A 23,597-nucleotide genomic window follows, 5' to 3' on the forward strand; every position below is an offset into this window, starting at 1 on the left:
ATGTTACTATTAATTAACTGTTATCTTGTTAAGAAAAATAAAAATTTATCATTATTAAAAGACAAATCTACTTGAATACCTTTTTTGTTATCCAGTACTTCCATAAGACTATCAATGTCTTGGTATGTTCTAGGAAGAGTAATGTTTACTCTTATATCTTCATCAGATAAAAGAGTTTTTATCTTGCCTCCTACTATATTTACTAGTTCTGCTAATGTGTCTAAAATCAACTCTAAATCATCAGTATCTTCACCAATAAGGAGCTCACAGGCTTTTTTTGCAATTGCTTTTGGAAAGACTAGAACAACCATTCCATCCATGTCTCCATAGTATCCTATTGAACTCGCAAGCTTGTCGTCTTTATCAACTATTGATATTTTCTGAATATCAGCAGAGTTTTTAATCGCTTTAGAGTTTGTCATCATCTCAATTGTTAAAACTGTTGCATCTATAAATCTTGGAAGTTCTATCACAGTTTTTTTATTTATAGCTCTTTTATTCTTAATGTTGGCAGCACTGCTTGCACCCAACTCTTTTAGCAACTCTTTATTTTGAAGAATATCATCCATTTGAGGGTAAAACAATATTCCTGCATCCTCAAGATTTTCTCTAAACGATTCTTGGGTTTTTTCAAATGACATACCTACAAAACATACCGTTGCGTTGTACTCAGCGGCAGAGCTTGCTAATTTTGAAAAAAAGTTAAGAGCATGTACGTTCATACTAATTACTTTATAAGCATCAAATATAAATAGCCTGAAACCCACATTTAGAGAGTTGTTGTGATAGTCCATGTTAAATTGATTATTTATCTCAACATCTAAAAAGGATGAGATAGTGTATATGATAGCATTGCCAGTTACCCGCGCAGCAAATGTTTGACCCATTTGCCCTATATATGTGTCTTCTATTATATAGTCATAAGGGTTTGACCCCTCTTTTTTTTGTATAAATTCCTCTTTTGTTTGGGCAATTATTGGGTTATGCCCATTGTCATGAAGTTCTATCGCCATAGCAGAGCGTTGTGATTTATCATTACTATAAAGTAAAATACTTTTATCTTTTGCATTAAAAGTGGAGGTAAATAGATAAGCTGTCTCAATTGTATTAAAAAGTGAAAAATCTAAATCATCCTGATAAAACTTTTTAATTGCCTCAAACTTTTTATGATCATAATCGCAAAAGCCCACTATTGTATGATTTTTTTTACGTACTTTTGTAAAAAGTTTAACAAATGAATCTAATCCGTTGCGGTTGAAAAAAACAACTTTTTTTAAAGATACTAAAATCATCTCTACTTTTAAATTTACAGTCGCTTCAACATCATCAATGCTTAAAAATGACGTTGTATTATTAGCATCTAAAAACCCCTGTGGTGAAAAAACACCAATGTTTTTTTTAACTACAGCTTTCATTCAATACCCATAACTGAAGCAAATTCTTCATATATATCCTCAACATAGTCAATTTGAAAATCAACAAAATCGTTTAGACCAGCTTTTATAAAAACTGGTTGGGATAGTTCATAAAAAAGTAAAAGGTGCATCCATTTTCCTAGTAAATTTATCTTTTCATCTTCTGATGGCTTGAGTCCCGATGAAGCTTGCAGAATTTGGGGCACAAGACTGCCCATCTCCCATTTATTGGCAATTTGCTCACAAATATCAAAAAGACCTATGCCACACAACCTAGTAAGAATTGTGTTAAAGTCAAGTGATTTAGTGGTTCTAAGCAGTGTCACATCCTCAATCTTTTCACAAAATAGAGCTTCTGCTACAATAACGCTCGAAGGAAGCAAACTTATGGCACTATATATATCTTTGTCGTCAATACCCAGATGTTTTAGTATAAGTTCCCATTTTTTTGATAGATTAGCCTGAAGCTCATAAAATGTTTTACTGTTTAGTTTAAACAGATGCCACTCTGCGGGGCTGAGAAGAGTGATAATATAATTATAAACAGTTTGCTGAGATAGAGAAACGCCAAGTATGCCAAATATTTGAGAGATTTCGCTGACCTCATTCTTAAATCCATATATAGGCTTATTGACTATGTTTTTTAAATAAGCTTTTAATGCCAAGTCACTCTCAGCAACCTTTGCCGCTTTTGTTAACTCACCATTATTCAATAAAGAGAGTGTCTCTTTTAAAACTTTTGGTTTAGGCGGTATCTTCTCTATAAAGCTGTCAATCTTATCTTTTGTTATCATATATACTACAATTTATTAAATTTTGTACATTTTATCTGCATAATAATAAAATATATATAAAAATTAAAAAGAAATTACTTTTTATTTAACATTAAGCATAAGTTTTGATTTAACTTGATATACTTCGCAACTTTAAAACCTATACAAAAGGAAGCTGATATGGCAAGAAGATGTGCTATTAGTGGCAAAGGCCCAATGAGCGGGAATAATGTTTCTCACGCTAAAAACAGAACAAAACGTCGTTTTTTATTAAACCTTAGAACAGTAAGAATCACCTTAGATGATGGTACTACTCAAAAGATTAAAATCTCTGCAAGAGAGTTACGCACACTTAAGAAACTTTCTTAAGTCAAAAGGAAATTTAATTGAATCTCTTAACGAGAATTCGAAAATTTCTGCATTGGGAGTCTTCTCCCAAACCTGATGTAAATCTTCTTCCAGAAATTTACTCCCACCTCAAGGCATTTCGCCTACCTCTAATTTTAACCGTAATGACAATGATGATTGGTACAATGGGCTATGTTATAATAGACGATTTCCCATTAATGGACGCAATTTATCAAACCGGAATAACTTTTACAACAGTTGGATTTGGGGAGATAGCTCCAATTTCAGATGCAGGTAGAATTTTTACAGTAACACTCGTTATAGCTGGTTTCGCAGTTTTTTCAAGTGCTATCGGTATTTTAATAGCTGAGTTAAATAGAGGACATATAGTTGCAATTTTAAAGGAGCGAAGAATGTTATATAATATAGCAAGGCTCAAAAAGCACTTTGTTGTTTGTTACCATAATGAGTATACGCTTGAAGTTACAAAGCAGTTGAGAAAGAATCATATACCGTTTGTAGTAATTGACCCGAGAGAAGAGATTCATGCATGGGCTGAGGAGCATAAATATCCAACATATTTAAAAGCAGAGCCACATGCAGAGCTAACAATGCTCAAGGCTCATCTAGCTTCTGCAAAGGGTCTTATAACGCTCTCGGATTCAATGAGCGATAATATTGCTTTAATCGCTTCAGTAAGGCTGTTTGAGAAAGAGCATTTTTTGCCAAGACCATACTATATTATCTCATCTGCAGAAACTGTTACTGACATAGAAAAACTCAAAAAACTAGGGGCCGACACTGTTGTCTCTCCAACAAAACTGACTGCTCAGAGAGTTAGTGCAATGGCAGCACGCCCTGATATGGAAAATCTACTTGAAGAATTTTTATATAAAAGTGATAACCCTTTAGATATGGAAGAGGTTGAAGTTCCAAAGTACAGCTGGGCAGTTTTGAAAAAGCTAAGAGAGACACACATGAGAGCCATCACTAATACATCTATTATTGGTATTACAAAAAAAGATGGGAAGTTCTTAGCTATGCCTAAGGGTGATGTTTTGATAACAAGTGAGTGTAAACTGCTTCTTATTGGAACTCAAAGAGATATTAACACAACAAAAGGGCTGTTGAGAAAAAGAGACAAGCCAAAGGAATTGAAATTTGTATAAGATAATTAATACGCAGGGTGGAGTTTGTGCTAGTGATGGTTTTTTCGCAGATGGCGTGAGCGCAGGTTTGAAAAAAAATTCTGCAAAAGATATGGCATTTATTTTCAGTGAAGATGAGTGTGAAGTCGCCTCAGTATTTACTACAAATAAAATGTGTGCAGCTCCAATAAGACATTTTCGTTCTATGGGTGAGTTTAAAACAAATTTTATACTAATTAACTCTAAAAATGCCAATGCAATGACAGGCAAATCAGGTATAGATGATATAAATGAAGTGTTGTCTACATGCAAAAATGTAAAAAATCCAATTATGAGCTCAACGGGAGTTATTGGTGTTAGACTGCCAAAACAAAAAATAATAGATGGAATTAAGCTTTTTGACTACTCTAAAAAAGATTCAAGTTCTGCTTCAAAAGCAATTATGACAACAGATACATTTGCAAAAGAGATATCGTTTAAAGTTGAACTTGATGATGGTAGTAGTTTCAGCATAGGAGCAATAGCCAAAGGTGCTGGGATGATAAACCCGGCAATGGCAACAATGTTATGCTTTATAACGACCGATGCACTTGTGAGTAAAAGTCAAATGCAAGAGGCTTTAGATGCTAGCGTTAAAAATACATTTAATGCCATTAGTGTTGATGGGGATACATCAACAAACGATACAGTTTTACTATTAGCAAATGGAAAAAGTGGAGCTTATGAGAAAGAGGCTTTTAAAGAGGCACTTTTTAATGTTATGCACTTTTTAGCACTAGAGATGGTTAGAGATGGAGAAGGTGCTACAAAGCTTGTTACATACAATGTAACAGGTGCAAAAGATGACAGAGAAGCTGAAATAGCAGCAAAAGCATTATCAGATTCACTTTTAGTTAAAACTGCTCTTTTTGGTGAAGATCCAAATTGGGGACGAATTGCTTCAACGGTCGGTGCTAGTGGTGTTGAAGCTAATGAGGAGAGTTTGAAAATTTCATTTGACAACTTATGTGTTTACGATAAGGGAGAGCTCTATTTTAACGAAGAGATGGAGAAACAATGTGCAGCAGTTATGCAGCAAAGTAAGTTTACCATCTCTTGTGACTTAGGTATTGGCGAAGGAAGCTTCAAGGCTTACGGCTGTGATTTGGGTCATGAGTATGTTAAAATAAATGCGGATTATCGCACTTAGTTTATTGGTAGTGAGATTTAAACTCTACATATCTTGATGCAGAAGCATATAGCTCTTTAACTTCTGAATCATTTAACTCCCTGACAACTTTAGCAGGGCTTCCCATAATCAGAGATCGTGGAGGGAAGATCTTGTTTTTAGTAACAAGTGCTCCTGCTCCAACAATAGATTCTTTACCAATAACAGCACCATCAAGTATTGTGGCACTCATCCCTATAAGACAAGCATCTTCAATTGTGCATCCATGAAGCATAACGCGATGACCTATTGTTACATCATCCCCTATTATCGTAGGGTGTCCATCACTTTTGTCATCTTTTTTATAGTGAGTTACATGTATCATGCTAAGGTCTTGAACACTCACTCTGTCACCAATTGTAATAAAGTGAACATCACCCCTTACTACAGTTCCAAACCATATAGAGCAATCAGTTCCACATGTTACCTCTCCAATTACATCAGCAGATGGGGCAATCCAAGTTCCTTCTCCGATTTTAGGATTGATTCCTTTAAAGCTATGTAACATATTAATTCTCCATGAAAATATTCGAAGCCAGCTCCTCAATAAAGCTGGCTGTCTCTTTTTTTGTTGCTCTTGAAACTCTGTTTACATAATCTTCTAAAAGTTTATGATTGTTTATTGTTTTAATGCCATCATTTTTTATCTTTATATAAGAGCCGTCACTTTGAAGTTCATAAGCTAAAGCATTGTCTGAACACTGAAGCTTTAGTATCTGCAAAATTTTATTTTTAGATTTTTCATCTTTTATAGCGGTTAACAGCTCTATTCTTCTTACTAGATTTCTTGGCATCCAATCAGCAGAAGAAATATAAACCTGAGAATCATCATTTTTAAAATAGAAAGTTCTTGTATGCTCAAGATATTTACCTAAAATTGAGATAACTCTAATATTCTCACTAACACCCTCTATTCCTACTTTTAAACAGCAGATACCACGAACTATAAGATTTATTTTAACACCAGCTTGACTTGCTTTGTAGAGTGCTCTTATTACATCTTCATCTACTAGTGAGTTTAATTTTGCAATTATCTCTCCATTTGGACCTTTTCTTGCCTCATTTTGAATAAGTGAGAGCAACTTTGGTTTAATCTGAGATGGTGACATGTAGAGTTCATCGAGCTTGCCTTTTTTACTAAATCCAGTTAGGAAGTGAAAAAATCTAGTAAGATCATTTGTGATTTCATCTTTAGATGTCATATAGCTCATATCGGTATATATTTTTGATGTAGCAGGGTTATAATTTCCTGTTCCTAAATGAGCGTACTGTTTTAGCTTGCCATTTTTTCTTCTAGTCACCAAGGTTGCTTTGGCATGGACTTTAAATCCACGGATACCATAAATAACATGTGCTCCAGCTTGCTCTAGTGCTCTAGCCCAAATAAGGTTATTCTCTTCATCAAACCTTGCTTTTAACTCAACCATTACCGTTACCTGTTTTCCAGACTCACTAGCAGCCATAAGTGCCTGAACAATAGGAGAATTTGTTCCTGATCGGTAAAGTGTCATTTTTATAGAGACAACATCAGTATCTTTAGCAGCACTTTGAATAAATTTTACAATCGGATCAAAACTTTCATATGGGTGATAGAGCAAAATATCTTGCTTTTCCAAGGTGGTAAAAATATTTTCAGCATTATCTAAAGGAGGCAGAGATATTGGCTTAAACGGTGCTGCTAGCAGGTGAGCAAAATTTTTATTTGAAACAATTTGCCATAGGCTTGAAAGATTTATAAAAGTATGGAATTTATAAATATCATCTTTGTAAACATTTGTATGACGATTGAAAAAGTTAATAATCTCTTCATCTGCATCTGAACCAACTTCAAGTCTAACCATAGCACCTTTTCTGCGAAGCTTTAGCCCCTCTTCAAGAATCTCCATAAAGTCATCAGCCTCTTCCTCTTCTATCTCAATATCGGCATTTCTAGTCACTCTAAAAGATACATACTTCAAAAGAGTGTAGCCAGGAAAAAGTTCTTCTACATGTTGAGCTATAAGGGAACCGATTGGAACATATGTGCCATTGTCAAGTTCTAAAAACCTTGTCAAAACCCTAGGAACACGAATAATACCAAATCTCTCAATTGCTTCGTTGTCGTCATCTTTGAGTTTAACAATAAGGCCAAAACTTAAGTTGTTAAGGTGCGGAAAAGGGTGTGTTGAATCAACAGCAATGGGAATAATTACTGGATATATATTTTCTTTGAAATATCTTTTGAGGTAGTTTTTTTCTTGTTGATTAAGTTCTTTGAATGATTTTACTCTAATTCCCTCAGGCTCTAGCTTCTTTAAAATTTCATTTAAACAGTGCTCAACTACCTGTTGTTCTTGATGAAGATATTGTCTTATTTCGCGAAGTTGCTGAAGGGGAGTTAGTCTGTCGGCGCTTGAGACAATAATACCAGCAGCAAAAAGTTTTTTCAATCCCGCAATTCTAATCATGTAGAATTCATCTAAATTTGTCCCATAAATAGCTAAAAATTTAAGACGCTCTAGAAGTGGAAGCGATTCATCTTGGGCTTGCTTTAAAACTCTAGTATTAAACTGTAGCCAAGAAATTTCACGATTGTTATATAAAAATGGATTTTTTAGATTTAACATTATTCACCCTATGTAGTTATATATTTTGGTGATTATATCCAAAAGCTTGTTAGAATATAGTTACTTGATAATACCTGTACCTAGGTAGTTAGCTGAGTGGTAAATAGTTACACCATTTTTTCGAGCATAGTATCTCATAAGAAGTTTTTGAAGAGTCGGCTCTATTGATGGAGCAAACCAAGCATTATTGCTAGTAGCAATAAGAAAATCAACATCTCCCTCATACAACTCTTTACATGTAGCCTCGTAACAGATTGCATTTCTAAATTTAACACCCTTAATTATGAAGTCTGTTGGTTTTGTTGCTGTTTTAAAGTCAGAAGCTCCTGCAAAAAAAGTATCATTAATGATTTTTTGAGCGAACTTAGGAAGAGGAATATACTCTCCAAATGGAACAAGAACCAACTTCTTAGCAACTTGATAATTGCCGTTTTCAAACATGTAAGTAACATTATAATTTGTATTGTTTTCAATCATAAGTGAGCCGGCAACTATTGTTATATCTTTTGATAGCTCTGATAGCTTTTCCAAAAGAGATGGCGCTTTATTCATGTAAAGAGGAAAAACAGATTCGGGAAATACAATCAAATCATAGTTACTTTCAAGAGCACTTTGTATCTCTTTAAACGCCATATTTAGAGTTGGAGTAAGAGTCTCTTCTTTCCATTTAATATCTTGGGTTATATCAGTTGAAACAAGTTTTATTTTTAGCGGAGCATCCTTTTGCGTTTGCGGGGCAAAGTTAAAAGCTAAAATAATTAGAAAAAGTGGTGCGTATTTGTATGCTCCTCTCAGGTATTTTGGAAGTGATAAGGCTAATAAAACGACTGCAAGTTGATATTTTAAAACGCCTATATAGCTATCTACAAATATAAGCTCGATTTGAAGCCAGTTCCAATCCATAGGCTCAAAAAAACTGAGTGCAAAAATCAAAATAGCCCTTATGTAGACTTTGTCAGTAAGTGCCAAAACACCGAAAAACAACATGTAGATAAGTGCAAAAATAATAGCTATAAAAGGGGTGAGGTATCCAACTCCGTTATATTCAAAACTGTATCCAATCCAGTAAAACCACAAAATTCCAATAAATAATCCAGCAATCAATATGGCTCTTTTTGGCATATATAAAAAAAATGCTAAAGATAAAATTGCAAAAAGAGTGTTTAGTAGTTTTAAAGTAATGCCTATATGTTCAAAATAGATAAAAGCACTGAAAAATAGAGCTGCTAGAACTCCAAATATTAGGTCAAATAGCAAAGGGTTTAAAGATTTTTTTATATTTTTAAATTTATTAATCAAGCTGATACCTCGTAATTAGAACAAAATTATAGCAGTATTCAGTCATTTATTAAGATATGTTTTGTATAATCGCCACAATTTATTCAAAGGAAACCCATAACCATGGAAATATTAAGTCAACTATTACCGTTCGTATTTTTAATCGCAATTATGTACTTCGTAATTATTCGTCCGCAACAAAAAGAGGCAAAAAGCAGAAAAGAGATGATAGAGGCTCTTAAAAAAGGTGACAAAATTGTTACTGCCGGCGGCGTTATTGTTGTAGTACACAAGGTAGAGGAACAATTTTTAAGCGTTAAATTCAACGATGATACAATAGTGAAGATTACAAAAGACGCTGTTTCTAGAAAGTTCGAGGATGAAGCTTAATTATCGCATAGTTGTTTTTGCACTTGCGATAATATTTGGAATATTTTTCTCTATTCCCTCGCTTTTGCAAACGCAAGATGGAAAAAAAGTCAATTTAGGTCTTGATCTTCAAGGCGGTTTACATATGCTTCTTGGTGTCAAAACTGATGAGGCTGTAAAATCTCGTATCAAATCAATCGCTGCAAGTATTAAACATTTTAGTGAACGCAATGATATCTTGATTGATTCACTTAAATTTGATGAGAGCTCAATTTCATTTACTGTCCTAGATGCAGATGATACAAAAGCTGTTCAAAAGCACTTATCAGAAATTGAAGGTGCAGTAGTAGCATTTGAAGGCGAAAACATCTCTTTGAGTCTAACTCCCGAAGAGGTTATTAGAACAGAAAAACAAGCAATAAGTCAAGCAATAGAGACTATAAGAAACAGACTTGACCAGTTTGGTTTGGCTGAACCTATCGTTGCAAGACAAGGTGAAGAGAAGATACTTGTAGAGTTGGCCGGTATTAAGACTCAAGAGGAAGAACAACGTGCGCGTGAACTTATCTCTCGCGCTGCAAAGCTTGAGCTTATGGCTGTTGATGAAGACAGATCGGCTAGAGTAGACAATATGAGTGTAGCAGATGCGGCAGAATATGGTGATATTATTTTAGAAGATGTAAAAAATTCTAATCTAAAATATCTTGTTCGTGAGATTCCAATCTTAGACGGAACAATGCTAACAGATGCACATGTAGGATTTGATCAAAATAATCGACCACTTATTAACTTCACCCTTAATGCAGAGGGTGCTGAGATTTTTGGAGACTTCACAGGTAAAAGTGTTGGGAAAAGATTGGCAGTAGTTCTTGATGGAAAAGTTTACTCTGCGCCAAATATAAATGAGCGTATTGGCGGGGGAAGTGGTCAGATTTCTGGAAATTATACTGTTATGGAAGCAAAAGATTTATCTATTGCTCTTCGTTCAGGCTCACTTTTAGCTCCAATTTATTTGATGGAAAAACGTTCGGTTGGACCAAGCTTGGGTGCTGATAGCATTAAAGCTAGCATGGTTGCTTTAATTGGCGGTTTTGTTTTAGTAATTATTTTTATGGTTGTTTATTATCGTTTAGCCGGACTTATAGCAAATATTGCTCTTGTAGCAAACTTGTTTATCATATTAGCTGTTATGAGTCTCTTCGGAGCGACGCTTACTCTTCCTGGTATGGCAGGTATTGTTCTTACTGTAGGTATGGCCGTTGATGCCAATGTTATAATCTCTGAGCGTATCCGTGAGCTTATTTATCAGGGTGTCTCTATCCATAAAGCGATAGAAGATGGCTATGCAAATGCAATGCGAGCAATTTTAGATGCAAATATAACAACACTTATTGCTGCTATTGTTCTTTACGCTTATGGAACAGGCGCAATCAAAGGTTTCGCTATTACTATTAGCATCGGTATTTTAGCTTCTATGCTTACGGCAATTCTTGGTACTCATGGTATTTATGAGATGCTAGAGAAGAAAATACAAAAAAGTAAAAATAACCGTTTATGGTTCGGGATAAAGGGCTAATTATGGAGTTTTTCAGATATACAAAAACCTTTAACTTTATGGGGAAGTCAAAACTTGCAATGATTATATCTATTGCAGTTGTGTTGAGTTCATTGGCTCTGTTGGCAGTTAAAGGACTAAACTACGGTGTTGATTTTGCCGGCGGAACAATAGTTCAAGTTAAATACACTTCAGTAGCTCCAATTGATGAAATGAGAGAAAAATTAAAGAGCAACAAGCTGTTTAACAGTGCTAGTATCACAGAGTTTGGGTCTGCTGAGGAAGTTGTAATCCGTATGAAAACAACAACAGGAAGTGTTACTGTTGATATCGGTGATGAAACAAGAGCCGCTTTGTCTGGCACAGGAGAGTTCGAAGTTCGACGTGTTGATATAGTAGGTCCAAAAGTAGGCAGTGAGCTAAAAGAGAAGGGAATAATGTCCCTAGTCTTAGCTGTTTTTGGTATTTTGGTCTATGTTGCATTTAGATTTGAGTGGAGATTTGCCGTTGCTTCAATAGTTGCACTTGTGCATGATGTCTCTATTGCTCTTGGTGCTATTACGCTTGTTGGTTTAGATGTTAACCTTGATGTTTTAGCGGCACTTTTAACAATACTTGGTTACTCACTAAACGATACTATCATTGTATTTGACCGTATCCGCGAGGGTGTAACCAATGGTAGAAATAGCGACCTCTCAGGGATTATTGACGAGTCAGTTACGAGAACATTGGCTAGAACAACTCTAACCTCTCTTACAACCTTCTTCGTTGTATTTACATTGTTTATGTTTGGCGGTGAGATTATTCATGCTTTTGCATTTACTCTATTAGTTGGTGTTGTAGTTGGAACATACTCATCAATCTTTGTTGCTTCACCGATTTTGCTTGCATTTGGTTTTGATGTGAAAAAATACCATATCAAGCTTGCACATAAAGCAAAAAGAGAAGCCGAAAAACAAAGAATGCGTGAACAATTCGAATCTGGAGTGATGTAAAACATCATTTTATTCTTATGCACCCATCCCTAGAGAGGGTGCAAATTCTTCAATTAAATATAATTATATTGTTAGCTTAGTTATTTTGTATAAAAATAATTAAGCTTAAGTCTCCTTTAGTTACAATTCCTGAAATTTAAGTGAAACAAGGATTTCTCAATGTCTGCATTGAAAAATATGTCAATTAAAGCAAAAGTTTTTTTGCTTGTTCTCGTACCAAGTATTATGTTTTTAATATATGTAGTATATAGTAATATTCAAGTAGGCAGTCTAATTAAGACAAGTGATGAGCAGTCGTTACGTTACAAGCAGATATTGATAGCAAAGGATATTAATTTTATTAATACATCTATAACACTCACAGCAATGGATATTATTATTGACAGGGCTGACGGTTCTGTCTCTTATGAAAGAGTTCAAGAGATAAATGACCTATTTTTAAAATTTAATAGCTATAAGGCAAGCTTTATAAAATCTGCAGACACTGAAGTAGAAAAAAGAAGTGCAAATGAAATTGTTAGAGCATTAGAGGCCCTAGAACCAGTTGTTAAGGTTAAACTAAAAAAGATGGTTGAATCAAATGTCACAGAAGAAGCATGGAATGCACTTGATAATGAGATTGATTCTATATCTGGCGGGATAGGTGAAAATATAAATACCGTTATATTGTCAATAAATGAAGAGCTTCAAGAAGCAGCTAAAAATGCAGTTCTTAAGCAAGAAGCACTAAGTATGAGCTCATTATATTCTGTAATTGCATTATTTGCAATGGTAATCACATTAGGGGTATTGATTTCCGGCGATATTATGAATTCGCTAAACAAAATGCTTAGTGTTACTAAGGATTTAGCAGAGGGAGAAGGGGACTTGACCCAAAGAGTTTATGTAGAATCTAAAGACGAGATAAGATTGGTTGCCCAAAATATTAACGGTTTTATAAAAAAAGTACAAATAAGTATTAGAGAGACCAAAGAGTTAAGTAGTGAAAATGCTGCTATTTCTGAAGAGCTGAGTGCCACAGTAAGAGTTATTCAAAAGCGTGCAATTGAGCAAGAAAAGGTAGTTGGTACTGCTGTAAAAACTTCTCAAGATATAAAAAACATAACTGCTGCTTCAGTTGAGACATCTGAGCATATGCGTGATGAGATGAGAAATGCCAATACTGCACTTGAAGAAACAAAATATAAAGTTTTAAACTTGACGCAAATTATTAATAAAAATGCTGAATCTGAAGCAGGATTAGCAACTCAGTTAAACCAACTTAGTCAGGATATAGACCAAGTAAAAGAAGTTTTAAATATTATTAGTGATATAGCAGACCAGACAAATCTATTGGCACTAAATGCTGCTATAGAAGCTGCACGAGCAGGAGAACATGGAAGAGGCTTTGCTGTTGTCGCCGATGAAGTTAGGAAGCTAGCAGAGCGTACGCAAAAAACATTATCAGAGATAAGTACAACAATCGGCGTTGTAGTGCAATCTGTCAATGATAGTAGTCAAGGTATGAATCAAAACGTAGAAGAGTATCATGCAATGGCACTAATCGCTTCTAGCGTGGAAGAGCAAATAATAGCTGCAGCACAAGTTATGGAGAACTCTTCATTGGAAGTAAATTCAGCTTTACAGACAACAATAAAAATAGGCCAAGATTCTGAAACGATAATGTCTCAGATAGGAACAATAAATAATATTTCAAAAGAAAATGGGCTTAGTGTTACTGAAATTCATAAAGCTTCTGAACATTTACACAGACTTACTGAGAGTTTACAAAATAAATTAAATGGTTTTAAGACTTCAAAATAATTTAATTTATAAAAGTTGCTGAACCCGAATAAGTGTAGATAGCAATATCGCACTTTTATCTACATGCGAACTTTTCATTTTAAGTTCACTCTCTAACAAAAGTTCATGCAGTTTATAGTAGGTGCTCGGTTTAAACTTTATTGAAAGAGCAGCTTTTTCATCAACTACAAATTTTGGAGCAGGGTAGCCTAGTATTTCCAAGGCGTTTGGAGCTCCATTGACTCTTATGTATATGTTAAACATGTAGAGTTGTGTAAGGTAGCTTGTTATAGCGGTCACAATTCTTATCTCGTCTTCACCATGCTCAAGAATATTCTCCAGCTCACTTCTAAAATCTTTTTTATTTAAAATCTTTTTTATTAACTCATCTATATTTACAAGCGCAAGTCCAAATACTAAGTTATCTACATCTTTTGTCGTTATTGTTCTATCGTAGACTCTGAATTTATCAATCTCGTTAGAAGCTAGGGCAATATCACAATGATGTATGTTTAGAAGGTGTGTTATGGTGTAGTTGTCTATATTTACCTTTTTGTCACGTGCTATTTGAGATAGTGCAAAAATAGCTTCACTTTGGCTCGGATTGAAAAATCTAACAGACATGGCAGTTGTTTTACCAAAAGCACTCTTGCTATTATAAGTTTTATGATCACTACCATAATAAGCATACACAAAGATGTTGTCTCTATTTTTTTCACAGTAATCTATTAAAATATCCAAATCTTTTTTAGGGACTTTTTTTTCACTTTTAATGATTAAAATATTTTGACCACCAAAAAGAGAGGCTTGAGAAAGATGGGCTTTAGCAGAGTTGAAATTATATTCATCATGGTAGTAAGACAAAGTTGAAGCATCTTGAATATCAGTGAGTTTTTTAGTGTATATGTCAATAAGAAAACTGCTCTCACCAAATAGCACAAAACTATTCGAAAGAGAGTTGTTTTGAATATGTTTATCTAATTCACTCTTGTACACTAGTCAATATCTTTTTGTACAACTCTTGCAAATATTTTAGCTTTGGCGATATCTACCTTGTCAATACAGACTGTCACATCTTCAAAGAGAGTTGCATTTTCACTAGAGGTTATATTTAGTTTTGCACCTTTAATCTCATCATGTAGTTCAGCTTTTACCTCAGGGTCAGTTGAACTTATTCGTGCTTTAAACTCTTTATTTATATTTTGCTCAGCCCATCTTGCAAACTTTCGTGCCATAAATTCAACTTCTATAGTACTTGCTTCTCTCTCTTTTTCACTTATTGTCATGCTTAGAGACTCTATATTTCTAAGAACATATGACCCTTCGGCAGTATCGTTATTGTTAATTGCCTTTAAAAGCCTGTGAACTATAAGGTCGCTATATCTGCGAATTGGCGAAGTAAAGTGCGTGTATGCCTCAAAGCCTAGACCAAAGTGCCCAGAGTTCATCGGAGCATATCTAGCTTGCATTTGAGAACGGATAATAAGAGTGTCTACCTCGCTCTCTAAATCCATCTCTCTGGCTTGCTTTTGAATATCTGTAATTGTCTCTTTTATAGTCTCTTTTATATCTATAAACATTCCTATTCCGGCTAACTCTTGGTATAGTTTTTGAATCTTTACCTGATTTGGAGGCTCATGTATTCTAAAAATCCCTCTTGCAAACTGTGAAGCAGCTGCTTTGTTTGCTAAAAGCATACAATCTTCTATAAGTGCATGAGAAGGTGTCTCCTCGGCATAAGTAGTTGAGATTAAATTTGAATTTTCATCAATTTGCATCTCCAACTCCATTGAGCGGAAGTCATAGCCGATTTTCAGTCTTTTTTCTTTAAGCTTGTCTGTAACAACTCTAAGTTTAGTAATATAATCAAAAATTTTCACTTCATCAGAATTTTTAGCTTTTAATTCATTATTAAAATATGCATCAATCTCTTCATAGTTAAATCTTCTGTCTGAGTGTATTATTGCCTCATAAACCTTTGATTTCACTACTTCTAGACTATTAAGATCTAGCTTCATCTCAAAAACATAAGCCAGTCTGTCTACATGTGCCTGCAGAGAACATAGAGTTTCACTAAGTTGGCGGGGAAGCATTGGTATCGAGCGGTGAGGAAGATAGATGGAGAAACTTCTGTAAATTGCTTCATTGTCTATCGGACCAAATGGCGTTACATATTCACTAACATCGGCAATGGCAACATACAAAGTTGTGTTGTTATCATCCCAGTATATTGCATCATCAAAATCTTTTGCTGTAACAGGATCTATTGTGCAAAAAGGGAGCTTTCTTAAATCAACTCTTTTTGGATATTTTGAAGCATCTACCTCTTTAAAAGATGTGGCAACCTCTAAAACTTCAGGCTCAAATTCATCATGTTTATTAAATTGTGCAAGAACTATTTTTTCATCAACAAGAGGGTCTTTCATGTTTCCAAGTTTTTCCATTATTGTGTAGTCTTGGTTGTTCACTTTAAATACATCACCGTCGCTGTATGAGTTTAGCTCTTTTGGAGTCATCTCTACACCAGTCGGAAAACCTGTCTTGAGGTCTGCTAAAGATTTCGCACCATCCTTGGAGGTGATATAAGCAACGCTGTAAGTTTGTGCACGACCTACTATTTCGACTATTTTGGCACTTGGAGCACCTCTTTTACCAAGCAATCTTTGTGCTATAACAAGGTCACCCTCTTTTGCTTTAGCAAAGTCGCCATCTTCAATAAAAAGATCTTTAACATTTTCACCGATAACATTTAGGTAGGCGGTTGAACTTTGAACTAGCCCTAAAGTACCTGCACGGTACTTGGAATTAAATTTGTATACACCCTCTTTTTCGGTAATATATTGTTTATCCAAAAAATCGTTCACATATGAAAGTTCATCTTTAGAGATGTCCTGCTCACTCAAACCATGAGTGAGTCTTATAAGAAGTGATTTCATTTATAATTCTATAAGTTTTCGAGTGCTTTTTCAAAGCTTTCTAAATGTAGGCCATATTTGGCAATTAGTTCTTTTGCTTTATCAATACTCTCTTCAGTGAGAACGCCATTTATTGGAACAGCTGTGCGGACGACCTGCAAGATTTGAGCAGCTTTTTTATCTGCTTCATCTGCTTTGTCCGGGTTTTGACAGTTAGCTATTGTGTTAACTAGGCCTGATTCAAATCTCCAATGCTCAAATATAGTGGCACTTACTTCAGGAGTGTCAACACCGGCAATTTTCCTCTCAGCTTCTTCCACATCCTGAAGCTCTTTCAAAGCATCTCTAAACTCAACTTCTTTTTTCTCAGCCTTTATATGCTGAGCTATTAATACTTTACCAATCTCAACAAGAAATGCAGCTGGGGATAAAACACCAAGCAGTTTACCTTCTGTTTTTAGACACCATGCAGTAGTGAGTCCATGTTGCTTTTTGGAGAGGACGGAAAACATGTCACTATCTATGCCGTAAGGTGATAAATCAAGAGAAAAGCTTTTTTTAACAATACTTGCAAGTGCGAAGCCTCTTACCGTCCCCATTCCAAAGAGCCCTACCGCCTGACTTATAGCATTTATTTCACGAGAAAATCCATAAAGAGGGGAGTTGGCAGCCTTTAGAATATCGGCAGTTAGAAGAGGATCTTTTTCAAGAATTTTTACCATATCGTTAAAGCTACTATCAGGGTTTTGATAAACAGCTTCTATCTGCATTGCAGATTCTGGAAGTGGCGGTAGTTGTTTGATCTTTTTTAGTATGTCTTCAGTCATAAAGCCCTCGTTAATTTGTATAGTTATGAGTTAATTACATAATTATAGTACATGTAGATAAAAACATACTGAATATTTACAAATTGCTGTTATTATTTTTATCTTAAAAGTAAAAAAAGGAATGGAATGCAAAGAGAGGCAATGCTGATACAACTAGGTTATGCACCAAATGATGCTTTAGTTAAGCAATTACAGAGAATTGAAGAGAACACTGCAGGGTATGAAAAAATACAAAAACATATTATGGATTTACATGACCACCTTAAAGTAGATGAGTCTTATGTGGCAATGTCAAATACCAATGACTGCTTTAAGATTAAAATAGAGTCTCCAAGCTTAGAAATAGCACAAGAAGCACACGAAAAGATAAGGCACTTTAGTGAAAAATTTAAAATTACGGTTAATAAATTGGACAACAAAGAGACCTATTATATAGTTGGGTTTAACCATTAGTGAGATTTTTTTGAAAGAGCCCATGAGCATAGAGGGTTATGATCTTTTAACCCAAGAGTTTAAGTACTTACTTGAAGTCGAAAAACCAAAGGTTGCATCAGAAAAATTAGTTGCAGCCGCTCAAGGTGATAGAAGTGAAAATGCCGATTATCATGCTGCAAAAGAGAAACTGCGTTTTATTGATAAAAGGCTTTTTTATCTAAACTCAATGATTGCAAAATCACAGATAGTAGATCCATCCATCTATTCACATGTAAAAGTTTGCTTTGGAAGCAGTGTTAAGCTTTTGAATATTGAAAGTGATGAAGAGGAGAGTTACACACTTTGTGGAGTTTTGGAAACTGAACCGGAAAACGGATTAATCTCTATTCACTCCCCAATCGCCAAAGCTTTACTTGGCAAGAGCGTAGGTGATGAATTTGTTTTAAGACTTCCTAACGGTAAAAAAGAGTACGAAATTTTAGAAATAAAGTATGAAAATATCTTCTCGTTAAAGAAAAATATCAGAACAAAAGCAGACTTTTCCTTTCATTAAAATTCTTTTTACCTCATATTAGATATAATCCATTTTTAAAAACTAAATTTTTAGGATTCACCAGTGAGCCAACAACTAGAAAACATCGAAGAACAGTTATCAAACCATAAGCTTTCCCAAGAAGATTACACACATATAAAACAGATTTTAAATCGTGAGCCAAACTTAGTAGAACTAGGTATTTTTTCGGCTATGTGGAGTGAACACTGCTCTTATAAATCTTCAAAAGTACACTTAAAAGGGTTTCCAACTAAAGCGCCATGGGTTATTCAAGGTCCAGGTGAAAATGCAGGTGTTATTGATATTGGTGGTGGCTATGCTGCTGTTTTTAAGATGGAATCACATAATCATCCAAGTTTTATAGAGCCTTATCAAGGTGCGGCAACTGGTGTTGGTGGGATTATGCGCGATGTATTTACAATGGGTGCCCGTCCTATCGCTAACTTAAATGCTCTTAGATTTGGTAATGTTTTAAATGATGACAAAATATCTGCTCATCAACGTTACCTTGTTAGAGGTGTTGTTGCTGGAATCGGCGGTTATGGAAACTGCATGGGTGTGCCAACTATTGGTGGTGAAACAAGTTTTGATGAGTGTTATAACGGAAATATTTTAGTAAATGCATTTACTTTAGGTCTTGCAAAAACAGATGAGATTTTTTACGGCAAAGCTGAGGGTATAGGCAATCCGGTAATGTACGTTGGTGCAAAAACTGGTCGTGACGGTCTAGGTGGTGCGGTTATGTCTTCTGATAGTTTTACGGAGGAGTCAAAATCTCTTCGTCCTACTGTTCAAGTTGGTGACCCGTTTACTGAAAAACTTCTTCTTGAGGCGTGTTTAGAGTTGTTTAAAACTGACTATGTTGTTGGTATTCAAGACATGGGGGCAGCCGGACTTACATCTTCTTCTTTTGAAATGGCTGGACGTTCTGGTTCAGGGATGATAATGCATCTTGATAAAGTTCCTGCTCGTGAAGAAAATATGACTCCTTACGATTTTATGCTTTCAGAGAGCCAAGAGCGTATGCTTTTATGTGCTAAGAAAGGTTCAGAACAGGCAATTATTGATATCTTTGAAAAGTGGGATTTAGACGCTGCTGTTATTGGTGAAGTAACTGCAACCGGTAACATGGAATTGTTCTGGCATGGAGAGAAGTGTGCGGAAGTTCCAGTAGACCCGGTAAGTGAAGAAGCACCAGAGTTAAACCGTCCAATGAAAAGACCAAAATACTTAGATACGATTGCCAATGTAACTATTAATGATTTTGACAAAGTGTCAAATCAGACGGCGTTTGAAACACTGACAAAAAGTATGGAAGTGGTTGATAAAGCATGGATATACACTCAGTACGACTCAATGGTACAAACCAACACAGTTAAAAATGGCGGGATGCTTGATGCCTCTGTTATTCGTATAAAAGAGAATGGAAAAGCTCTTGCTATGTCTGCTGACTGTAATGTGCGTTATTGCTACATTGACCCTAAAGGTGGAGCTGCTGCTGCAGTTATTGAGAGTGGTAGAAATGTAGCTATGAGTGGTGCTAGACCACTTGCTATTACAGATTGTCTTAACTACGGAAACCCTGAGAATCCGGAAGTTATGTGGCAATTTGGAGAGGGTTGTCTTGGTATAAAAGAGGCATGTGCTGAGCTAACTACCCCTGTTATTGGTGGAAATGTCTCTCTTTATAACGAGACAAATGGTGTTTCAGTTTTTCCAACACCATCAATAGCAACTGTTGGTGTAAATGATGATCAGAACAATGTACTTATGTCTAGCTTCCAAGGTGAGGGCAATGCTCTTTATCTAGTTGGCGAGTCAATGTCTGAATTTGGCGGTTCGCTTTATATGAAAGAGATTTGTGGCACCGTTGCAGGAACTCTTCCTGAGATAAACTACAAAAGAGAGTTAGCTCTATGGGAATTAGTAATTGAGGGTAACAAAAAACACTTACTGGAGTGCGCTAAAGATGCAAGTTCTGGTGGTGTTGCTATTGCGTTAGCTAAAATGTCTGCAACTTCAGGTCTTGGATGTGATGTTGAAATGAGTGTAGAAGATGAGCGTGATATTTTTGCTGAGTCTATGAGTAGAGCTATCATTGAAGTTAAACCTGAAAATCAAGAAGCTTTTGAAGCAATGCTTGATGAGTCAATGGCTTGTGAGAAAATCGGAACAGTAGGTGGAGAAACTATCAAAATTAACGATGTTACTATGAGTATGAGCGCACTTAAAGATAACTATTTCAACACATTTCAAAAAGTTATAGAGAGAGATATCTAATCTTTCTCAATGGCTTTAAACCCATCATAAATTACAAAAAAACAAACTCATAATTTTTACTCACAAAACTCCTTTATATATGTAGCAATCTAATCTTAAGTCATTGGCTGAAATAATGATCTTGGCATAAATTTGTATTCAGTCACTCCTTAAGATACTTTTTGTATAATCTCTCTAATTAATTTAAAGAAAAGGTGTCAATATGGATTGGGGTAAAGTAATATATGTATTTTTCTCGTTGATGAGTTTAACATCAATAGCTGGGTTCTTGTATGAGCATAGCGCTACGGCATTGTTTGCTGCTGGCAGTTTAAATCTGGTCTCAACGTTTTTAAAAATTGGTGTTAGAAACCTTCTCTCTGCAGAACTTTTAGCCTCATCTTTGGTGGCAGACTTACACCTTATTCCAGCTTTTATCTATCTGCAAGTTGTTGGAAATATAGAGTGGGCAATTGCTCTTACAATCGGTGCATTGATTGCAAATGTTTTCTCGATGGGTCTTGTTTATATAGAGAGTTCAAAAAATCGTGATGATTATTAGAGTTTACTGCTAGTTCGTAAAAGGAACAATATCCCTTTTACTTCGCTTGCGCCGCACAGACGACCGAAGCAAGACTCCTCTGGAGTCAAAAAATCATAATAGATTAGGAAATATAAAATTTGGAATATAGTTCAAAGACCATAGAAAAAGAGTGGCAGGAGTATTGGGCAAAAAACAAAAGTTTTGAGCCAAGTGAAGATTTTACAAAAGAGAAAAAATACATTTTAAGTATGTTCCCGTTTCCAAGCGGAAGACTTCATATGGGGCATGTAAGAAACTATACTTTAAGTGATACTTTTGCAAGATACTACCGACAACAAGGTTTTAATGTCCTTCATCCAATAGGCTTTGACAGTTTTGGTATGCCAGCTGAGAACGCAGCTATTAAAAATGGTTCACACCCTAAGGGTTGGACTTATGACAATATAGACTATATGAAGGGTGAATTTAAAACTTTAGGTTTCTCTTTTTCTAAAGAGCGTGAACTAGCAACTAGTGATGAGCTTTACACTAAGTTTGAACAAGGTTTTATTATAGACATGTTTGAAAAAGATCTTCTTTACCGCAAGAAAGGTCTTTTAAACTGGTGCCCTCATGATCAGACAGTTTTAGCAAATGAGCAGGTGGTAGACGGGTGTTGTTGGAGATGTGACACTCCAATTGTTAAAAAAGATATGAATCAGTACTACTTTAAAATAACTCAGTACGGTGATGAACTTTTAGATGATTTGAAAAAGCTTGAGGGTGGCTGGCCTAAGCAGGTTCTAACTATGCAAGAGAACTGGATAGGAAAATCAAATGGACTAGCTTTTGACTTTTTCTTTGATGATGAATCATCTTCTAAACTAAATAATAAATTTAAAAGTTTTGATGTATTCACAACTCGCCCGGACACTATTTATGGTGTGAGCTATACTGCACTTGCTCCTGAACATGAAATAGTTACCTATATGATTGAGAATTCACTACTAAGCGATGAAGTGATATCTCAAATAAAAAACATGAAAACTACTTCATCAATAGATAGACAAAAAGAGAAATCAGGTGTCTCTTTAAACCTACATGTAGTGCATCCTTTAACTGGTAAAACAGTTCCTGTGTGGGTTGCAAACTTCGTTCTTATGGACTACGGCTCTGGGGCTGTTATGGCAGTTCCAGCTCATGATGAGAGAGATTTTGATTTTGCCAAGAAGTACGACTTAGAGATTAAAGCAGTAATAAAACCTTTTGACGATGAGCTTAGTGAAGATAAGGCTTATACAGAAGTTGGTGAACTTTTTAACTCAGGGGAGTTTGATGGACTTAACTCTAAAAAATCTCAGTACAACATCATTAAATATTTTGAAGAGAATAAGATAGGTAAAAAAACTACTAATTATAAACTAAAAGATTGGGGTGTTTCTCGTCAGAGATATTGGGGTGCCCCTATACCATTTGTCCACTGTGATGATTGTGGCATAGTGATGGAGAAAAAAGAGAACCTTCCAATTGCTCTTCCACAAGATGTTGAGATTACGGGTGAGGGAAATCCTCTTGACAATCATCCTACATGGAAACACTGCAAGTGCCCTACATGTGGCAAAGATGCTTTAAGAGAAACTGATACTATGGATACATTTGTAGAGTCTTCTTGGTATTTTTTACGTTTTTGTGCATCACCGAAAAATTGGGAAAAAGAGGCATTTTCAAAAGAGCAGATTAAGTATTGGATGGGCGTTGACCACTATATTGGTGGAATTGAACATGCAATACTACATCTTTTATACGCAAGATTTTTTACAAAAGTTTTTCGAGACTTAGGTTACTTGGATTTTGATGAGCCATTTGACAGACTCCTGACTCAGGGAATGGTTCTTAAAGACGGCGCTAAAATGTCTAAATCAAAGGGTAATACAGTTGACCCTGATGCTTTAATAGAGAAATACGGTGCAGATACGGCAAGACTTTTTATACTTTTCGCAGCTCCTCCGACACAAGAGTTAGAGTGGAACGACAGTGCGGTAGAGGGTGCTTATAAGTTTATAAAAAGATTTTTTGACAGAAGTTCAAATGTAGTAAAAACAAACACAATTCCTGTAATCAACCATTCATCACTCTCAAAAGATGAAAAATTTGCAAGAAAAAAGGTTTATGAAGCATTGGTTCGTGCAAATGATGTTTATAATGAGAGATATACTTTTAACACTATGATAGCTGGTGTTATGGAAGCTATTAATGCTCTAAACACTCAATCAAATAGTGATATTTGGAGTGAAGGTTACTGGATACTATCTTCAATAATGGAGCCTGTAATTCCACATGCTTGCTGGGAAATAAGCAGTAAATGTTTTTCACTTAAAAATCTTTGTGCTCAAAAAGTTTTAGAAGAGGTTTTTGTCGAAGATTCCATAACACTAGGTGTTTCAATAAATGGAAAAAGAAGAGCAGAGATTGAAGTTGCAATTGATGACTCCAAAGAGAATATAATAGCAACAGCCAAAGAGAGTGCCTCTAAATGGCTTGAAGGTACAGATATAATCAAAGAGATTTTAGTTCCAAACAAGCTAGTTAATTTTGTAGTAAAAGGGTAG

20 protein-coding genes are annotated in these 23,597 nt (G+C 35.3%); 12 read left to right on the forward strand and 8 right to left on the reverse strand.

The features are described 5' to 3' along the window. Positions 1 to 20: 20 nt before the first annotated feature. Both HUE88_RS02230 and HUE88_RS02235 read right to left on the reverse strand, forming a co-directional pair. On the reverse strand, positions 21 to 1,415 hold the full coding sequence (locus HUE88_RS02230) for a chemotaxis protein CheX (protein ID WP_194370644.1): 1,395 nt from the start codon (positions 1,413 to 1,415) through the stop codon (positions 21 to 23). Next, positions 1,412 to 2,209 (reverse strand): HDOD domain-containing protein, encoded by a 798-nt coding sequence (locus HUE88_RS02235; protein WP_194370646.1) that lies wholly within the window; start codon positions 2,207 to 2,209, stop codon positions 1,412 to 1,414. The genes HUE88_RS02230 and HUE88_RS02235 overlap by 4 nt, the downstream gene beginning before the upstream one ends. 159 nt (positions 2,210 to 2,368) lie before the next feature. On the opposite strand from HUE88_RS02235, the gene rpmB reads away from it, so the two are divergent. From rpmB to argJ, 3 genes are read left to right on the forward strand one after another with little or no spacing between them, the layout of a single operon-like run. Further along, positions 2,369 to 2,557 carry a 50S ribosomal protein L28 gene (rpmB, locus tag HUE88_RS02240; RefSeq protein ID WP_194366243.1) on the forward strand — a complete coding sequence of 63 codons (189 nt, stop codon included), beginning with the start codon at positions 2,369 to 2,371 and terminating at the stop codon, positions 2,555 to 2,557. Between the two features lie 17 nt (positions 2,558 to 2,574). After that, on the forward strand, positions 2,575 to 3,705 hold the full coding sequence (locus tag HUE88_RS02245) for a potassium channel family protein (RefSeq protein WP_194370648.1): 1,131 nt from the start codon (positions 2,575 to 2,577) through the stop codon (positions 3,703 to 3,705). Then, positions 3,698 to 4,873, forward strand: coding sequence for a bifunctional glutamate N-acetyltransferase/amino-acid acetyltransferase ArgJ (argJ, locus tag HUE88_RS02250; RefSeq protein ID WP_194370656.1), 1,176 nt, complete (start codon positions 3,698 to 3,700; stop codon positions 4,871 to 4,873). Before HUE88_RS02245 ends, argJ begins: the two co-directional genes overlap by 8 nt. A gap of 1 nt (position 4,874) precedes the next feature. Here the strand turns inward: argJ and HUE88_RS02255 are convergent, their stop codons facing one another. The 3 genes from HUE88_RS02255 to HUE88_RS02265 are packed head-to-tail and all read right to left on the reverse strand — an operon-like array spanning position 4,875 to position 8,796. Then, entirely contained in the window at positions 4,875 to 5,399 is a 525-nt protein-coding gene (locus HUE88_RS02255; protein WP_194370658.1) for a gamma carbonic anhydrase family protein, read from the reverse strand. Position 5,400: 1 nt separating this feature from the next. Next, the gene (locus HUE88_RS02260) at positions 5,401 to 7,497 is read right to left on the reverse strand and encodes an RNA degradosome polyphosphate kinase (RefSeq protein WP_194370660.1); all 2,097 of its coding nucleotides are present in this window, start codon (positions 7,495 to 7,497) and stop codon (positions 5,401 to 5,403) included. A 60-nt stretch (positions 7,498 to 7,557) separates the two neighbouring features. Further along, positions 7,558 to 8,796, reverse strand: coding sequence for an apolipoprotein N-acyltransferase (locus HUE88_RS02265; RefSeq protein WP_229860125.1), 1,239 nt, complete (start codon positions 8,794 to 8,796; stop codon positions 7,558 to 7,560). A gap of 102 nt (positions 8,797 to 8,898) precedes the next feature. Here HUE88_RS02265 and yajC point away from each other — a divergent pair, with 102 nt between their 5' ends. The 4 genes from yajC (at position 8,899) to HUE88_RS14075 (ending at position 13,497) form a co-directional block, all read left to right on the forward strand. Then, a complete protein-coding gene (gene yajC, locus HUE88_RS02270) occupies positions 8,899 to 9,165 on the forward strand; it encodes a preprotein translocase subunit YajC (protein WP_194370662.1) in 267 nt (88 codons plus the stop codon). Continuing rightward, positions 9,155 to 10,720: a protein translocase subunit SecD gene (secD, locus tag HUE88_RS02275; protein WP_194370665.1), complete on the forward strand. Its 1,566-nt coding sequence runs from the start codon at positions 9,155 to 9,157 to the stop codon at positions 10,718 to 10,720. Before yajC ends, secD begins: the two co-directional genes overlap by 11 nt. Positions 10,721 to 10,722: 2 nt before the next feature. Further along, positions 10,723 to 11,694: a protein translocase subunit SecF gene (gene secF / locus HUE88_RS02280; RefSeq protein WP_194370667.1), complete on the forward strand. Its 972-nt coding sequence runs from the start codon at positions 10,723 to 10,725 to the stop codon at positions 11,692 to 11,694. 159 nt (positions 11,695 to 11,853) lie between these two features. Continuing rightward, on the forward strand, positions 11,854 to 13,497 hold the full coding sequence (locus tag HUE88_RS14075; protein ID WP_194370669.1) for a methyl-accepting chemotaxis protein: 1,644 nt from the start codon (positions 11,854 to 11,856) through the stop codon (positions 13,495 to 13,497). A gap of 6 nt (positions 13,498 to 13,503) precedes the next feature. On the opposite strand, the gene holA is transcribed toward HUE88_RS14075, so the two are convergent. From holA to HUE88_RS02300, 3 genes are read right to left on the reverse strand one after another with little or no spacing between them, the layout of a single operon-like run. Continuing rightward, positions 13,504 to 14,472 (reverse strand): DNA polymerase III subunit delta, encoded by a 969-nt coding sequence (holA, locus tag HUE88_RS02290; RefSeq protein ID WP_194370671.1) that lies wholly within the window; start codon positions 14,470 to 14,472, stop codon positions 13,504 to 13,506. Next, entirely contained in the window at positions 14,472 to 16,412 is a 1,941-nt protein-coding gene (locus tag HUE88_RS02295) for an RNB domain-containing ribonuclease (RefSeq protein ID WP_194370673.1), read from the reverse strand. Before HUE88_RS02295 ends, holA begins: the two co-directional genes overlap by 1 nt. An 8-nt stretch (positions 16,413 to 16,420) precedes the next feature. Beyond that, a complete protein-coding gene (locus HUE88_RS02300; RefSeq protein ID WP_194370674.1) occupies positions 16,421 to 17,218 on the reverse strand; it encodes an HDOD domain-containing protein in 798 nt (265 codons plus the stop codon). A gap of 126 nt (positions 17,219 to 17,344) precedes the next feature. On the opposite strand from HUE88_RS02300, the gene HUE88_RS02305 reads away from it, so the two are divergent. The 5 genes from HUE88_RS02305 (at position 17,345) to leuS (ending at position 23,597) form a co-directional block, all read left to right on the forward strand. Continuing rightward, positions 17,345 to 17,671 carry a hypothetical protein gene (locus tag HUE88_RS02305; protein ID WP_194370675.1) on the forward strand — a complete coding sequence of 109 codons (327 nt, stop codon included), beginning with the start codon at positions 17,345 to 17,347 and terminating at the stop codon, positions 17,669 to 17,671. Between the two features lie 22 nt (positions 17,672 to 17,693). Then, complete coding sequence (locus HUE88_RS02310; protein WP_194370676.1) at positions 17,694 to 18,206, forward strand: GreA/GreB family elongation factor; 513 nt, start codon at positions 17,694 to 17,696, stop codon at positions 18,204 to 18,206. A 63-nt stretch (positions 18,207 to 18,269) separates the two neighbouring features. Continuing rightward, on the forward strand, positions 18,270 to 20,486 hold the full coding sequence (purL, locus tag HUE88_RS02315; RefSeq protein ID WP_194370677.1) for a phosphoribosylformylglycinamidine synthase subunit PurL: 2,217 nt from the start codon (positions 18,270 to 18,272) through the stop codon (positions 20,484 to 20,486). Positions 20,487 to 20,688: 202 nt separating this feature from the next. Further along, positions 20,689 to 21,027 (forward strand): DUF6394 family protein, encoded by a 339-nt coding sequence (locus HUE88_RS02320; RefSeq protein WP_194370678.1) that lies wholly within the window; start codon positions 20,689 to 20,691, stop codon positions 21,025 to 21,027. A gap of 119 nt (positions 21,028 to 21,146) precedes the next feature. Beyond that, positions 21,147 to 23,597: a leucine--tRNA ligase gene (gene leuS, locus HUE88_RS02325; RefSeq protein WP_194370680.1), complete on the forward strand. Its 2,451-nt coding sequence runs from the start codon at positions 21,147 to 21,149 to the stop codon at positions 23,595 to 23,597.

The sequence above is a fragment of the Candidatus Sulfurimonas baltica genome, from assembly GCF_015265455.1.
GTDB classification, from domain to species: Bacteria; Campylobacterota; Campylobacteria; order Campylobacterales; family Sulfurimonadaceae; genus Sulfurimonas; species Sulfurimonas baltica.

Coding starts and splice junctions, on each gene's coding strand:
- HUE88_RS02230 (WP_194370644.1), bottom strand. CDS start 1,415: ATGAAAGCTGTAGTTAAAAAAAACATTGGTGTTTTTTCACCACAGGGG.
- HUE88_RS02235 (WP_194370646.1), bottom strand. CDS start 2,209: ATGATAACAAAAGATAAGATTGACAGCTTTATAGAGAAGATACCGCCT.
- rpmB (WP_194366243.1), top strand. CDS start 2,369: ATGGCAAGAAGATGTGCTATTAGTGGCAAAGGCCCAATGAGCGGGAAT.
- HUE88_RS02255 (WP_194370658.1), bottom strand. CDS start 5,399: ATGTTACATAGCTTTAAAGGAATCAATCCTAAAATCGGAGAAGGAACT.
- HUE88_RS02260 (WP_194370660.1), bottom strand. CDS start 7,497: ATGTTAAATCTAAAAAATCCATTTTTATATAACAATCGTGAAATTTCT.
- yajC (WP_194370662.1), top strand. CDS start 8,899: ATGGAAATATTAAGTCAACTATTACCGTTCGTATTTTTAATCGCAATT.
- secD (WP_194370665.1), top strand. CDS start 9,155: ATGAAGCTTAATTATCGCATAGTTGTTTTTGCACTTGCGATAATATTT.
- secF (WP_194370667.1), top strand. CDS start 10,723: ATGGAGTTTTTCAGATATACAAAAACCTTTAACTTTATGGGGAAGTCA.
- HUE88_RS14075 (WP_194370669.1), top strand. CDS start 11,854: ATGTCTGCATTGAAAAATATGTCAATTAAAGCAAAAGTTTTTTTGCTT.
- HUE88_RS02295 (WP_194370673.1), bottom strand. CDS start 16,412: ATGAAATCACTTCTTATAAGACTCACTCATGGTTTGAGTGAGCAGGAC.
- HUE88_RS02300 (WP_194370674.1), bottom strand. CDS start 17,218: ATGACTGAAGACATACTAAAAAAGATCAAACAACTACCGCCACTTCCA.
- HUE88_RS02305 (WP_194370675.1), top strand. CDS start 17,345: ATGCAAAGAGAGGCAATGCTGATACAACTAGGTTATGCACCAAATGAT.
- HUE88_RS02310 (WP_194370676.1), top strand. CDS start 17,694: ATGAGCATAGAGGGTTATGATCTTTTAACCCAAGAGTTTAAGTACTTA.
- HUE88_RS02320 (WP_194370678.1), top strand. CDS start 20,689: ATGGATTGGGGTAAAGTAATATATGTATTTTTCTCGTTGATGAGTTTA.